At 70.2% G+C, this 13,096-nt stretch carries 13 protein-coding genes; 5 read left to right on the top strand and 8 right to left on the bottom strand.

Annotation, left to right across the window (positions count from 1 at the left end):
- Positions 1–32 precede the first annotated feature (32 nt).
- Positions 33–365 carry a DUF2794 domain-containing protein gene (locus LG391_RS17950; protein WP_225769411.1) on the bottom strand — a complete coding sequence of 111 codons (333 nt, stop codon included), beginning with the start codon at positions 363–365 and terminating at the stop codon, positions 33–35.
- A gap of 233 nt (positions 366–598) precedes the next feature.
- Here LG391_RS17950 and LG391_RS17945 point away from each other — a divergent pair, with 233 nt between their 5' ends.
- The 5 genes from LG391_RS17945 to LG391_RS17925 all read left to right on the top strand — a co-directional run bounded on the left by LG391_RS17945 (position 599) and on the right by LG391_RS17925 (position 5,209).
- Positions 599–1,240 (top strand): tetratricopeptide repeat protein, encoded by a 642-nt coding sequence (locus LG391_RS17945; RefSeq protein ID WP_225769410.1) that lies wholly within the window; start codon positions 599–601, stop codon positions 1,238–1,240.
- A gap of 11 nt (positions 1,241–1,251) precedes the next feature.
- Positions 1,252–2,574: a PQQ-binding-like beta-propeller repeat protein gene (locus LG391_RS17940; RefSeq protein WP_225769409.1), complete on the top strand. Its 1,323-nt coding sequence runs from the start codon at positions 1,252–1,254 to the stop codon at positions 2,572–2,574.
- 14 nt (positions 2,575–2,588) lie between these two features.
- Positions 2,589–4,004: a ribosome biogenesis GTPase Der gene (gene der / locus LG391_RS17935; protein ID WP_225769408.1), complete on the top strand. Its 1,416-nt coding sequence runs from the start codon at positions 2,589–2,591 to the stop codon at positions 4,002–4,004.
- An 86-nt stretch (positions 4,005–4,090) separates the two neighbouring features.
- Positions 4,091–4,417 carry an NIPSNAP family protein gene (locus tag LG391_RS17930; protein WP_225769407.1) on the top strand — a complete coding sequence of 109 codons (327 nt, stop codon included), beginning with the start codon at positions 4,091–4,093 and terminating at the stop codon, positions 4,415–4,417.
- Positions 4,418–4,480: 63 nt separating this feature from the next.
- Positions 4,481–5,209 (top strand): class I SAM-dependent methyltransferase, encoded by a 729-nt coding sequence (locus LG391_RS17925; RefSeq protein ID WP_225769406.1) that lies wholly within the window; start codon positions 4,481–4,483, stop codon positions 5,207–5,209.
- Here the strand turns inward: LG391_RS17925 and LG391_RS17920 are convergent.
- The 7 genes from LG391_RS17920 to LG391_RS17890 all read right to left on the bottom strand — a co-directional run bounded on the left by LG391_RS17920 (position 5,206) and on the right by LG391_RS17890 (position 12,943).
- Positions 5,206–6,606, bottom strand: coding sequence for an FAD-binding oxidoreductase (locus LG391_RS17920; protein WP_225769405.1), 1,401 nt, complete (start codon positions 6,604–6,606; stop codon positions 5,206–5,208). The genes LG391_RS17925 and LG391_RS17920 overlap by 4 nt on opposite strands.
- A 124-nt stretch (positions 6,607–6,730) precedes the next feature.
- On the bottom strand, positions 6,731–7,882 hold the full coding sequence (locus LG391_RS17915) for a Gfo/Idh/MocA family protein (protein ID WP_225769404.1): 1,152 nt from the start codon (positions 7,880–7,882) through the stop codon (positions 6,731–6,733).
- Between the two features lie 189 nt (positions 7,883–8,071).
- Complete coding sequence (locus LG391_RS17910; RefSeq protein ID WP_225769403.1) at positions 8,072–8,839, bottom strand: sugar phosphate isomerase/epimerase; 768 nt, start codon at positions 8,837–8,839, stop codon at positions 8,072–8,074.
- A gap of 26 nt (positions 8,840–8,865) precedes the next feature.
- The gene (locus LG391_RS17905) at positions 8,866–9,951 is read right to left on the bottom strand and encodes an ABC transporter ATP-binding protein (RefSeq protein ID WP_225769402.1); all 1,086 of its coding nucleotides are present in this window, start codon (positions 9,949–9,951) and stop codon (positions 8,866–8,868) included.
- A gap of 4 nt (positions 9,952–9,955) precedes the next feature.
- On the bottom strand, positions 9,956–10,813 hold the full coding sequence (locus LG391_RS17900; protein ID WP_374200753.1) for a carbohydrate ABC transporter permease: 858 nt from the start codon (positions 10,811–10,813) through the stop codon (positions 9,956–9,958).
- A 47-nt stretch (positions 10,814–10,860) separates the two neighbouring features.
- Positions 10,861–11,736, bottom strand: a complete 876-nt coding sequence (locus tag LG391_RS17895; RefSeq protein ID WP_225769400.1) for a carbohydrate ABC transporter permease — start codon at positions 11,734–11,736, stop codon at positions 10,861–10,863.
- 49 nt (positions 11,737–11,785) lie between these two features.
- Entirely contained in the window at positions 11,786–12,943 is a 1,158-nt protein-coding gene (locus LG391_RS17890; RefSeq protein WP_225769399.1) for an ABC transporter substrate-binding protein, read from the bottom strand.
- Positions 12,944–13,096: the final 153 nt, after the last annotated feature.

Here is a 13,096-nt window from a genome sequence, read left to right as displayed (position 1 = left end):
TGCCGCCTGGAAAGGGATGGAGGGAATCGGGGTCAGTCCCGGACCAGCGTCAGCTTGCGCTCGAAGAGATCCAGCACCTCCGCCAGGACGTGGCCGCGGCGGAGGCGGTGCCGGCCTTCATAGACGCCGTATTCCGTCCCCTGCGGCCCCACCGTCTTGGCGATGCCGTAGAGCGGACGGTCGTGGCTGTGCCGGAACACGCTGAACACGGCGATGCCGACGCCGTGGTCGATCGCGTAGTCGCGCCACTCGCCGGCGGCGACGCGGTCGAAATAGAGGCCGAGGAGCTGGCCCAGCTCGCCGCGGTTGAAATAGACGCGCCCGCGGCCGCGCCTTATCTGGGAGAGATCGAGAACCTGCGACATGCGCCGGACGGAACGCCTCGACACCGTTGAGTCGGTGACGCCAAGTGTTGGACAAATCCGGCCCCGCGTCCAGACGGCCCGCGCCGGGGTCCCGGCAACGGCCGGATCCTCCCGCCGCCGCACATCGCCATATCGCTGCCACACCCTTGGATTGTCTTCCCGGAGCCAATCGTCTAGGTAAGGCGGCTCGGCCGCGACGCCCGGCCGAGGCGCGCCCTGTTCGGAACCCTGTGATGACCGATATCTTCCGCGAAGTCGACGAAGCCCTGCGCGAGGATCGCGTCAAGGCGATCTGGAACCGCTACGGCACGCTGATCATCGCCGGCGCGGTCGCGGTCGTCCTCGGCACCGGCGCCTTCGTCGGCTGGCGCAGCTACAGCCAGAGCCAGGCCCAGTCGCAGACCAAGGCGCTGGTCGACGCCCAGCAGGCCGCCGCCGCCGCCCCGCAGAACGCCGCCTCGATCTACGCCGCCGTCGCCGCCGACAGCAGCGCCGACCGCGCCGCCCTGGCCCGCCTGCTGGAGGCCCGCGCCGACCTCGACGCCGGCAAGCGCGACGAGGCCGGCAAGATCTACCAGCAGATCGCCGGCGATAGCGGCGTCAATGCGGTGGTGCGCGACCTCGCCCGCCTCTATTCCGTCATGGCCCGGCTCGACGACGGCGACCCCGCGGCGCTGAACGACGAGCTGGCGCCGCTGGCGGCCGACGGCGCCCCCTGGCGGGCCTCGGCGCGCGAGCTGCAGGGCCTGCTGGCCCTGCGCCAGAAGGATGCGGCCAAGGCCCGCGAGATCTTCGAGGCGCTGTCGAAGGATCCGGCCTCGCCCCCCGGCGTGCGCAGCCGGGCCGAACAGCTCCTCAGCATTTCGAGCAATTGAGGGACCACCCCATGCGGCGACGCCACCTGCTGCCCCGGCTCTCCATCCTCGCGCTCGCCGGGGTCCTCGGCGCCTGCAGCTGGTTCAAGGAGGCCAAGACGCCGCTGCCGGGCGAACGGATCTCGGTCATCAGCCGCACCGAAGGGCTGGAGCCCGCGCCCGATGCCGGCCAGCCGGCCGTGCTGCCGGCGGTGCGCACCAACCCCGACTGGCGCAATCCGGGCGGCGCGGTGAACCACGTCAACGGCAACCTGGCGCTGAAGATCCCGTTCCAGCGGGCCTGGAGCACCAGCATCGGCAGCGGCGACAGCAGCAGCACGGCCCTGCTGACCGGCCCGGTGATCGCCGAGGGCAAGGTCTATGTCACCGACGCCTCGGGCCGGCTGAACTCGATCGACGTCGCCACCGGCCGCTCGAACTGGCGGGTGCGGGTGGCGGATCCGGAGCAGGACAGCGTGCCGATCGGCGGCGGCGCCGCCTATGCCGACGGCGTGGTCTACGCCACCACCGGCTTCGGCGAGGCCGTGGCGGTCGACCCGCAGAACGGCGGCCTGATCTGGCGCAGCAAGCTGGCCGGCCCCGTGCGCGGCGCGCCGACCGTGACCCAGGGCCGCGTCGTCACCATCACCGTCGACAACCAGACCGAGGTGCTGGACGCCAAGACCGGCACCGAGGTGTGGAGCCATGCCGGCATCACCGAGGCTTCCGCCCTGCTTGGCGGCGGCAGCCCCGCCGTCGACAACGGCGTGGTGGTGGCGCCCTATTCCTCGGGCGAGCTGTTCGGCCTGCGCATCGAGAACGGCCGGCCGGTGTGGGCCGCCAATGTCGGCGGCGGCGCCGCACGCGCCGCGGGCGCCCGGGCCGGCTGGGCCGACATCACCGCCATGCCGGCGATCGACGGCGACCTGGTGGTCGCGGTCAGCCATGGCAACCAGGCGGTCGGCATCGACATGCGCTCGGGCGCCACGGTCTGGGAGCAGCCGATCAGCGGCACCCAGATGCCCTGGGTGGCCGGCGACACGATCTATCTGGTCTCCACCGGCGGCGTGGTCGTGGCGCTGGCCCGCAACACCGGCAAGGTGCGCTGGGTCCGCGAGCTGGAGCGCTGGACCGACCCCGAGGACAAGGAAGGCCCGATCACCTGGACCGGCCCGGTGCTGGCCGGCGACACGCTGATCCTGGCCAGCTCGACCGGCAACGGCGTGCTGATCTCGCCCAAGACCGGCGAGATCACCGGCCAGTTCGAGACCGACCCGACGCGGATCGCCCCGGTGGTCGCCGACGGAACCCTGTATATTGTCAGCACCGGCGGCACCCTGACCGCCTATCGCTGAGCAGTCCCGAGCGCATGCCCTTCACCCTCGCCATCATCGGCCGGCCGAATGTCGGCAAGTCGACCCTGTTCAACCGGCTGGTGGGCAAGCGCACGGCGCTGGTCGACGACACGCCGGGGGTCACGCGCGACCGCCGCATCGGCGAGGGCCGGCTGGCCGATCTGAGCTTCCGGGTGATCGACACCGCCGGCCTGGAGGAGGCGTTCGACGACAGCCTCGAGGCGCGGATGCGGCAGCAGACCGAGACGGCGCTGCGCGAGGCCGATGTCGCGCTGATGCTGATCGATGCCCGCGCCGGGGTGACGCCGCTGGACAAGCATTTCGCGAGGTGGCTGCGGCGCCAGGGCGGCAAGGTGCTGCTGCTGGCCAACAAATGCGAGGGCCGCGCCGCCGAGGCCGGGCTGCACGAGGCCTGGTCGCTGGGGCTGGGCGAGCCGATCGGCATCTCCGCCGCCCATGGCGAGGGGCTGGTCGACCTGGTCGACGCGCTGCGGCCGCTGATGCCGGCCGGGGACGACGACGCCGCCGAGGCGGCCGGCGACGACGACGAGGCGATGCCGGAGGAGGAAGGCGACGGCGACACGGTCGATCCGGAGCGCGACTTGGCGCGGCCGATCCGCCTCGCCATCATCGGCCGCCCGAACGCTGGCAAGTCGACCCTGATGAACGCCCTGCTGGGCGAGGAGCGGGTGCTGACCGGGCCCGAGGCCGGCATCACCCGCGACGCCATCGGCGTCGACTGGACCTGGCGCGGCCAGGCGGTCCACCTGGTCGACACCGCCGGCCTCAGGCGCAAGGCGCGGATCGACAAGCACGACGACAAGATCGAGTTCATGTCGGTCGGCGAGACGCTGGAGACCATCCGCCTCGCCCATGTCTGCGTGCTGCTGCTGGACGCTGCGGCGATCCTGGACAAGCAGGACCTGACCATCGCCCGGCACGTGATCGAGGAAGGTCGCGCCCTGGTGATCGCGGTCAACAAATGGGACGCGGTCGAGGACCACGCCGCGGCGCTGCAGCAGCTGCGCGACCGGATGGAGACGTCCCTGCCCCAGGTGCGCGGCGTGCCGACCGTCACCATCTCCGCCCTGCGCGGCCAGAAGCTGGACAGGCTGATGGACGCGGTGCTGGACATCCACAAGGTGTGGAACCGCCGGGTGCGCACCGGACCGCTCAATCGCTGGCTGCCGGCGATGCTGGAGGCGCATCCGCCGCCGCTGGTGCGCGGCCGCCGCCTGAAGATCCGCTACATCACCCAGGTCAAGGCCCGGCCGCCGACCTTCGCCCTGTTCGTATCCCAGGCCGAGGAGTTCCCGGACAGCTATCTGCGCTATCTGGTGAACGGGCTGCGCGAGAGCTTCGGCCTGACCGGCGTGCCGATCCGCATGGTGCTGCGCCAGCCGAAGAACCCCTACGCCGACAAGGACTGAGCGGCGCCGTCCCGGCGTTTTTGCCGGACGATTGCAATCGGACGGCAGCGGGGCCAGAGTCGCCTCCCTTGCGGGAGGAGACCGGGATGATTCACGAGCTGCGCATCTATCACGCCGTGCCGGGCAAGCTGCCGGCGGTGCTGAACCGCTTCGAGACCATCACGCTGAAGATCTGGGAGCGCTTCGGCATCCGCCAGGCCGGCTTCTGGACCGTCGACATCGGCGAGACCAACCAGGCCCTGTACTACCTGCTGGAATGGGAGTCCCTGGCCGAGCGGGAGCAGAAATGGTCCGCCTTCGTCACTGATCCGGAGTGGCTGGAGAAGCGCGCCGGGACCGAACGAGACGGCCCGATCGTGTCGCACATCACCAACGCCATCCTGAAGCCGACGGCGTTCTCCAAGATCAAGTAGCCGGCCTGCCGACCGATGGGGGCGGCCGATCGCGGCCGCCCTTTCCTTTTGCCGGAGAGAACGATGACGAAGACTTCACCCGACCGGGCGCACTGGGCCCGTGTCGCTCGGGACTGGACGGCCTGGGCGCGGAAGCCGGGCCATGACGCCTTCTGGGCCTATCGCGATGCGCTGATCGGCTATATCGGCCGCGGCTCGGGCGAGGCGCTGGACCTCGGCTGCGGCGAGGGCCGGGTGTCGCGCGAGCTGACGGCGCTGGGCTGGCGCGTCACCGCCGCCGACACCGTCGCCGAGCTGGTGGAGATCGCCGCCGAGGCGGGCTCCGCCCAGGACTACGCCGTGGCCGACGCCGCCGACCTGCCCTTCGAGGACGGCCGTTTCGACCTGGTGGTCGCCTACAACATGCTGATGGATGTGGAGGATGTGCCGGGCGCGCTGCGCGAGGTGCGGCGCGTGCTGCGGCCCGGCGGCACCCTGATGGTGTCGCTGGTCCACCCCTTCCGCGACCGCGGCCGCTTCGCCGGGCCGGAGCCGGACGCGCCCTTCATCTTCGAGGGCAGCTATTACGGCCGCGAGCGCTTCGAGGGCAGCGAGGAGCGCGACGGGCTGCGCATGGACTTCGCCGGCTGGTCGCAGCCGCTGGAGGCCTATGCCGCAGCCCTGGAGTCCGCCGGCCTCGCCATCACCTCGATCCGCGAGCCGCAGCCGGACCATCCGGACGGCAACGACCTGCTGCGGCAATGGACGCGGCTGCCGCTGTTCCTGTGGCTGAAGGCGCGGCCGCTCGCCTAGGACAGGATCTTCCCCGGGTTGAGGATGCCCTTGGGGTCCAGCGCCGTCTTCACCGCCGCCATCGCCGCCCGCCGCGCCGGGTCGGCGTAGCGGCGGAAGGCGTCCTGCTTCTCCAGCCCGATGCCGTGCTCGGCCGAGAAGGAGCCGCCGGAATCGGCCAGCCCATCATAGAGGATCGCCTCGATCCGCGCCTCCGACCCCTCCGGCCAGTCGCCGACCAGCACATGCAGGTTGCCGTCGGCGAGATGGCCGAAGACATAGACCCGCATCGCCGGGGAGAAGGTCGCCGCCAGCTCCGACCGGATCCGCTCGACATAGGCCGGCAGCGCCGACAGGGGCACCGAGACGTCGAAGGTCTTCACCCCCGGGCAGGCGCGGCCGATCGCGTCGGAATCGTCGCGGATGCGCCAGAAGATCTCGCGCTGGCGCTCGTTCTGCGCCAGGGCGGCGCCGGTGACCGGCCCCTCCTCCCACAGCGCCCCGATCTCCGCCTCCATCGCCGCGGCGATGTCGGTGTCGGGGTCCTGCTCGGCCTCGGTCAGAAGATAGACCGGCGCCGGGTCGAGGCCGAAGCCGGACAGGGCCACGCCGTGCTCCTGCGCCACTGTCTCGGCATAGGCGTGCCACATGATCTCCAGCGCCCGCAGCCGGCCGGGGAAGCGGTCGCGCAGCCGCAGGGCCGCGGCCAGTGCCGCCTCGGCCGAGGCGCAGGCGACCAGCGCCGTCGCCGCCGGGGCGACCTGCCGCTCCAGCCGGATCACGGCGCGGGTGACGATGCAGAGCGTGCCCTCCGACCCGGCGATCAGGTCTTTCAGGTCGTAGCCGGTGTTGTTCTTCAGCACCCGCACCAGGTCGGAGACCACGGTGCCGTCGGCGCGCAGGAATTCGAGGCCGAGCACGCGGTTCCGCATGGTGCCGCGGCGGAACGCCTCGATGCCGCCGGCATTGGTCGCGATCATGCCGCCGATGGTGGCGGAGCCGCGGGCGGCGAGGTCGATGCCGGGGGTCAGGCCGTGCTCCGCCGCCGCGTCCTGCAGTTGCTGCAGCGTCACCCCGGCCTCGACCACGGCGAGGCGGGCGGCGGTGTCGATCTCGACGATGCGGTCGAGCCGGCGGGTGCTGAACACGATCTGCCCGGGCCGCGAGGCGCCGCCGCCGACCAGCCCGGTGCGGCCGCCATGGGGCACGACGGAGACGCCGGCCTCGTGGCACAGCGCCAGCACCGCCGAGGCCTCCTCGACGCTGCGGGGCGAAGCCTGGACGCCCGCCGCCAGGTTGTCGGGATCGTAGCCGGGATGGACGCCGGCCAGGGCGTCGCCCCGCGCCAGCCCGCCCAGGCCGAGCAGCGCGTCGAGGCGGGCGAGGAAGGCGGCGTCGAGGGTGGAGGAAGCCGGCAAGTTGTCTCTCCATCTGTCATGCCCGGGCTTGACCCGGGCATCCAGAGACTGTCGACATCTTCTGGATTGCCGGGTCAAGCCCGGCAATGACAGCAAACACTAGACGGCGGCTTCCATCTGCCCGTTAAGCCGCCTTGCGCGCCGCGACGAAGACCGACTCGTCGGCGCCGAGCGGCACCGGCTCCGGCCGCTGGCAGACGCTCTCGATGGTGACGTGACGGCCCTCGGTCGAGGACAGGGCGAACGCCTCCATCACCTCCAGCGCGTGCAGCGCCAGCTCGCCGGAAGCGCGGTGCGGCCGGCCCTCGCGGATGGCGACCGCCATGTCGAGCGCGCCGATGATGCGGTAGTCGGCGACCGACCGGCCGTCCTTCAGCGGCCGGTTCGGTGTGCCGAAGGGATGGGCCGAGATGTCGACATCCTGCCAGTCGCCGGCCTGGGCGGTGACCTGCGGCGCGCCGCCGAAGAAGTTCGGGTCGGGCACCAGCAGCGAGCCCTCGGTGCCGTAGATCTCGAACGGGATGCGCTTGTTCTTCCACACGTCCCAGGAGGCGGTCAGCGAGATGTTGGCGCCGCTCTCGAACTCCAGCACGCCGTTGACCGTGGTCGGCACCTCGACCTGGATGATCTGGCCGTTCAGCGGCTCGCTGGTGACGGTGCGGGTCGGATAGCCCTTGGTGGCGACCGCCGCCACCCGCTTCACCGGCCCCAGCAGGTTGATCAGCTGGGTGACGTAATACGGCCCGATGTCGAGGATCGGCCCGCCGCCCGGCTTGAAGAAGAACTCCGGATTCGGGTGCCAGCTCTCCATGCCGCGCGAGATCACCGCCGCGGCGCCGCCGACCACCTGGCCGATGCGGCCCTCGTCGATCAGCCGGCGGCAGGCCTGGTGGGCGCCGCCGAGGAAGGTGTCGGGGGCGCAGCCGATGCGCAGGCCGGCCGCCGCCGCGGCCTGGGCCAGGGCGCGGGCATCGGTCAGCGTCGCCGCCAGCGGCTTCTCGGAATAGACATGCTTGCCGGCGGCGATGATCTGCAGCCCGACCGCGGCATGGGCCAGCGGCACGGTCAGGTTGATGACGATCTCAATCTCCGGGTCGGCCAGCAGCTCTTCGACCGACAGCGCGGCGACGCCGTATTGCTGGGCCTTGGCTTCGGCCGCCTCGCGCCGCAGGTCGGCGCAGGCCTTGACGCGCACCAGGCTGGACCCGGCGGCGCCGCGGAAATAGGCGTCGCTGATGTTGCCGCAGCCGATGATGCCGAGGGTGACGGGGGTCATGGATGGAGTCTCCGGGGTGGTGCTGTCGGACCGGCCGGTGCTCCCCTCACCCCTTCCCACTGTTGTCATGCCCGGGCCTGACCCGGGCATCCAGAGACTGTCGAGACCTTCTGGATTGCCGGGTCAAACCCGGCAATGACACGGAGAGAGTGGTGAGGGGGTGGCTCCGGCCGATGGCCTTCAGAGCGGTCAGGCCGGCAGGCCCTTGAGGAAGTCGAAGCTGGCCTTGGCGAAGGCGTCCGGGTGCTTGGGGTTGTCGTGCTCGACCACCATCCACTCGGCGCCCGCCGCCCGGCATTCGCGCCACAGCCGCGGCCAGTCCAGCGTGCCGGTGCCGACATCGGTCCAGCCATCCTCGTCGGTCTTCTGGCCGGCCGGGGCGATGTCCTTGACATGGGCCGACACGACGCGGGCCTGCTCCTTCTTCAGCCAGTCGGACGGGTTGGCCCCGCCCCGAGCCAGCCAGGCGACGTCGACCTGCCAGGTCAGCGGATGGCCGTTGGCGCCGTCGAAGAAATGCGCCAGCACCGGGCGGCCGTCCTCCGCCGCCTCCAGCTCCCAATGGTGGTTGTGGTAGCCGAGCTTGATGCCGCGGTCGGCCAGCCGGGCCGCGAACTCGCCCAGCTCCTTGCCGATGCGGCGCCAGTGGTCGCCGCCGCCCTTGCGCTCCTCGGTCGGCACGGCCGGCATGAACAGCTGGGTCAGGCCGACGGTCTTGGCGCCCTCGACCACCCAGTCCAGCCGCTCGCGCAGCGCCGGCAGGCCGATATGGCCGGAGGACGCGGTCAGGCCGCGGGAATCGAGCTTGCGGCGGGTGCCGGCCGCATCGTCGAAATGCGATTGGATCGTCTCGACATGGCGGTAGCCGGCAGCAGCCACGGCGTCGAGCTGCTTGTCGAGGTCGCCGTAGTTGCGGAGGCTGTAGAGCTGGATGGAGATCACATCCTGAGTGGACATCGCTTCCTCTGGGGTTTGAAGCCGGTCTAAAGCCGGCGTTCGGTCTGGGTGCTGAACAGGGAGGCCTTGGACAGGTCGAGCGTCAGCCGGGCGCCGCCCGACAGCGCCCGCGCCCGGTCCGGCGGCAGGCGGACGGAGACGCGCTTGCCGGCCAGGTCGAACCAGGCCAGCGTGTCGGCGCCCATCGGCTCGGTGAAGAGCAGCGGCGCCTCGACCGGGACGCCCGGCGCGCCGTCCTCCGCCAGGCCGATATCCTCCGGCCGGAAGCCGAGCACGATCTCGTCCCCGGCCGCGGGCTCGGTCAGGAAGGGATAAGCCCCGAGCGGCAGGTCGTGGCCGTCGATCCGGGCAGCCATGCCGTCGGACGGCACCACCGTGCCGGGCAGGAAGTTCATCGCCGGGGAGCCGACGAAGCCGGCCACGAACAGGGTCGCCGGCTTCTCGTAGAGGGTCTGCGGGTCGGCGTACTGCTCGACCTGCCCGCCCTTCATCACCGCGATCCGGGTCGCCAGCGTCATCGCCTCGACCTGGTCGTGGGTGACGTAGATGATGGTCGAGCCCAGCTCCTTGTGCAGGCGCTTGATCTCGACCCGCATCTCGGTCCGCAGCTTGGCGTCGAGGTTGGACAGCGGCTCGTCGAACAGGAACACCTGCGCCTCGCGCACCAGGGCCCGGCCGATCGCCACGCGCTGGCGCTGGCCGCCCGAGAGCTGGCCCGGCTTGCGGTCCAGCAGCTCGCGGATCTGCAGCAGATCGGCGGCCCAGGCGACGCGCTTCTCCACCTCCTCCTTCGCCACGCGGTTGACGCGCAGGCCGAAGGACAGGTTCTTGCGCACTGTCATGGTCGGGTACAGGGCGTAGGACTGGAACACCATGGCCAGGCCGCGGGCGCTCGGCTCGGCGTCGGTGACGTCGACGCCGCCGATCACGATCTCGCCGGAATCGACGTCGTCGAGGCCGGCGATGGCGTTGAGCAGGGTGGACTTGCCGCAGCCCGAGGGGCCGAGCAGCACGGTGAAGGCGCCGGGATCGACCTCGATGTCGATCTCGCGCAGCACGTGCAGCGAGCCGTAGGACTTGTTCAGGCGGCGGATCGAGATGCCGGAGGACATGGGCTTACCCCTTCACGGCGCCCGAGGCGATGCCGCGGACGAAGTACCGGCCGGAGAGGAAATAGACGACCAGCGGCGGGATCGCGGTCAGCAGCGTCGCCGCCATGTCGACGTTGTATTCGACCTCTCCGGTCGTGGTGTTGACGATGTTGTTGAGCTGGACCGTCATCGGCAGGTTCTCGCGGCCGGCGAAGATCAGCCCCAGCAGGTAGTCGTTCCAGATGCCGGTGACCTGCAGGATCAGGGCGACCATGAGGATGTTCAGCGACATCGGCAGCATGATCTGGAGGAAGATGCGGAAGAAGCCGGCGCCGTCGACCCGCGCCGCCTTGACCAGCTCCTCCGGCAGGCCGGCGTAGAAGTTGCGGAAGATCAGCGTCAGCACCGGCAGGCCGAAGACGATATGGATCAGCACGATCCCCGGCAGGGTGCCGTAGAGCGACAGGGTCGAGAACACCTTCACCAGGGGATAGAGGATCACCTGGTAGGGGATGAAGGCGCCGAGCATCAGCAGGGTCAGGATCAGGTTGGCGCCGCGGAAGCGCCACTGCGCCAGGGCGTAGCCGTTCAGCGCGCTGACGAGGATCGACAGGATCACGCTCGGCACCAGGATCTTGACCGAGTTCCAGAAGCCGACATGCAGCCCGTCGCAGAACAGGCCGGTGCAGGCCGAGAACCAGGCCTTGTCCCAGGCCTCCAGCGTCGGCGCCGCCGGCAGGGCGAACAGCGAGCCCTGGCGGATCTCGTCCATCGGCTTCAGCGAGGTGTTGAAGGCGATCAGCAGCGGGATGGCGAAGAACAGCGCCGAGACCACCAGGAAGGCGTAGAGCCCGAGGCGCCCCACGGCCGCCTGGTTCGGCACCCGGCGGCGGGCGGCGCGCGGCAGGGCGCCGGCGACGGCGGTGTCGGTCATCGGTTCCTCCGCCCGAGCTCGATGTAGAGATAGGGGGCCAGCGCCGCCAGCACCGCGACCAGCATGACCACGGCGCCGGCCGAGGCCAGCCCGACATTGGCGCGCTCGAAGGTCAGGTCGACCACGAATTTGGCCGGCATGTCGGTGGCGTTGCCAGGGCCGCCGCGGGTCATGGCGACCACCAGGTCGTAGCTCTTCACCACCGCGATCGCGAGCAGCACGACGCAGGTGACGATCAGGGGCCGCAACATCGGCAGCACAATCGAGAGATAGGTGCGCCAGCGCGGGATGCCTTCGACCCGGGCGGCTCGCCAGATCTCGTGGTCGACGCCGCGCAGCCCGGCCAGCATGATCGCCATGATCAGGCCGGAGGAATGCCAGACCGCGGCCAGCACCAGGGTGTAGATCGCCCGGTCGCGGTCGACGATCCAGTCGAAGGTGAAGCTCTCCCAGCCCAGCCCGCGCACGAAGTCCTGCAGCCCCATGGTCGGGTTGAGGAACCACTGCCAGGCCAGGCCGGTGACGATGAAGGACATCGACAGCGGGTACAGGAAGACGGTGCGGAACACCCCCTCGAACCGGACCTTCTGGTCGATCAGGATCGCCAGCAGCGTGCCGAAGATCAGGGCCGAGACGATGAACAGCCCGCCGAAGATGAACATGTTGCTGAAGGCGGTGTGCCAGCGCGCGGTCCCGAACAGGCGCACATACTGGCCGATGCCGGCGAAGCTGTAGTTCGGCACCAGGCCGGACCTGGTGAAGGAGATGTAGATGGTCCACAGGATCGCGCCGTAGAAACACACCGCCATGATCAGGACGGTGGGCGCGACCACGGCCTTGGCCGCCGGATTGCGGATGCGGAGCGCGGACATGGTCCCTCCCGGGTGGCTCCCGGCGGCGCGCCGCCGGGAGCGGTGGGGATCAGATATCGGCGTTGGCGACGATGTCGGCGAACTGCTTGGCCGCATCCGCCGCCGACATCTCCGGCGTGGTCCAGAACTGGGTGACCAGGTCGTTGATCTGGCCTTCGACGTCGTTGTTGAAGCCCAGCGCGGTATTGGGGATCTGGTTGTTCACGTCCGCCAGCACCTTCTGGCCGGCCTGGGCGCAGGGGTCGAGCGTGCCGACATCGGCGTCGAGCCGGGCCGGCAGGGCGCCCTTGAACTGGTTGAACCGGACCTGCACCGCCGGGTCCATCATCACCTCGGCCAGTTGCCGCTGCGCCTTGATCTTGGCCTCGTCGGTCTGCTTCGGGAAGACGAAGACGTCGACGGTCAGGATGTAGGCGTCCTGCGTGCCCGGGGCCAGGACGCAGCCGAATTCCTTGCCCGGGGTCAGCCCCGCGGAGGCGAATTCGCCCTTGGCCCAGTCGCCCATGATCTGCATCGCCGCCTTGTTGCTGGCGACCATCATGGTGGTGTCGTTCCACTTCCGGCCGGCATGGCCCTCGTCGACATAGTCCTTCAGTCGGCGCAGCGTCTCGAACGCCTTCACCGTGCCCGGGCCGCCCGCCAGCTCGGCATCGTGGTCGACATAGATCTTGCGGTAGGTATCCTTGCCGGCGGTGCCGGCCAGGATGGCGCCGAACAGCAGCCCTTCCTGCCACGGCTCGCCGCCCAGGCCGAACGGGATGTAGCCCTTGGCCTTGATCTTGTCGGCGACGGCGAAGAACTCGTCCCAGGTCTTGGGCGGCTCGGCCCCGACCTCCTGGAAGATCTTGGTCGAATACCACATCCAGTTGTTGCCGTGGATGTCGGTCGGCACCGCGACGACGTGGCCGTCATAGGTGTTGTTCTTGACGATCAGCGGCGGCAGCACCTTCTCCCAGCCGCCCGCGGCCGCGAGGTCGTCGAGCTCGGTCAAAAGCCCCTCCTCCGCCAGCTTGCGCACGGCGACGCCGGCGTTCCACTGCGCGGCCGAGGGCGGGTCGCCACCGGCGATCCGGTTCATCGCCGAGGCGCGCGCCGCCTGGCCGCCGACCACGGCACTGTCGATCCAGGTGCCGCCGCGCTTCTTGAACTCCTCGGCGAAGACGCTGATCGCCTTGGATTCGCCGCCGCTGGTCCACCAATGGACCACGTCGACCGTCTGCGCGGCTGCCGTTCCCGCCGCCCCTGCCGCTATTGCACTGCAAAAAGCGACGGACAACAGAAGTCGTTGAGGAAAATTCATAAGATTCCTCCCTCGATTTATTCGGTTTACCGGCCTATCGAACCCATCACCACCCGCGGA

Source organism: Inquilinus sp. Marseille-Q2685, assembly GCF_916619195.1.
Taxonomy (GTDB): domain Bacteria; phylum Pseudomonadota; class Alphaproteobacteria; order DSM-16000; family Inquilinaceae; genus Inquilinus.
This window is presented reverse-complemented; position numbering and strand designations above follow the sequence as displayed.

Excerpts from the sequence above, each read along its gene's own strand:
- LG391_RS17910 (WP_225769403.1), bottom strand. The coding sequence starts at position 8,839 with ATGTCCACTCAGGATGTGATCTCCATCCAGCTCTACAGCCTCCGCAAC.
- LG391_RS17940 (WP_225769409.1), top strand. The coding sequence starts at position 1,252 with ATGCGGCGACGCCACCTGCTGCCCCGGCTCTCCATCCTCGCGCTCGCC.
- LG391_RS17945 (WP_225769410.1), top strand. The coding sequence starts at position 599 with ATGACCGATATCTTCCGCGAAGTCGACGAAGCCCTGCGCGAGGATCGC.
- LG391_RS17950 (WP_225769411.1), bottom strand. The coding sequence starts at position 365 with ATGTCGCAGGTTCTCGATCTCTCCCAGATAAGGCGCGGCCGCGGGCGC.
- LG391_RS17925 (WP_225769406.1), top strand. The coding sequence starts at position 4,481 with ATGACGAAGACTTCACCCGACCGGGCGCACTGGGCCCGTGTCGCTCGG.
- LG391_RS17895 (WP_225769400.1), bottom strand. The coding sequence starts at position 11,736 with ATGTCCGCGCTCCGCATCCGCAATCCGGCGGCCAAGGCCGTGGTCGCG.
- LG391_RS17915 (WP_225769404.1), bottom strand. The coding sequence starts at position 7,882 with ATGACCCCCGTCACCCTCGGCATCATCGGCTGCGGCAACATCAGCGAC.
- LG391_RS17930 (WP_225769407.1), top strand. The coding sequence starts at position 4,091 with ATGATTCACGAGCTGCGCATCTATCACGCCGTGCCGGGCAAGCTGCCG.
- der (WP_225769408.1), top strand. The coding sequence starts at position 2,589 with ATGCCCTTCACCCTCGCCATCATCGGCCGGCCGAATGTCGGCAAGTCG.
- LG391_RS17905 (WP_225769402.1), bottom strand. The coding sequence starts at position 9,951 with ATGTCCTCCGGCATCTCGATCCGCCGCCTGAACAAGTCCTACGGCTCG.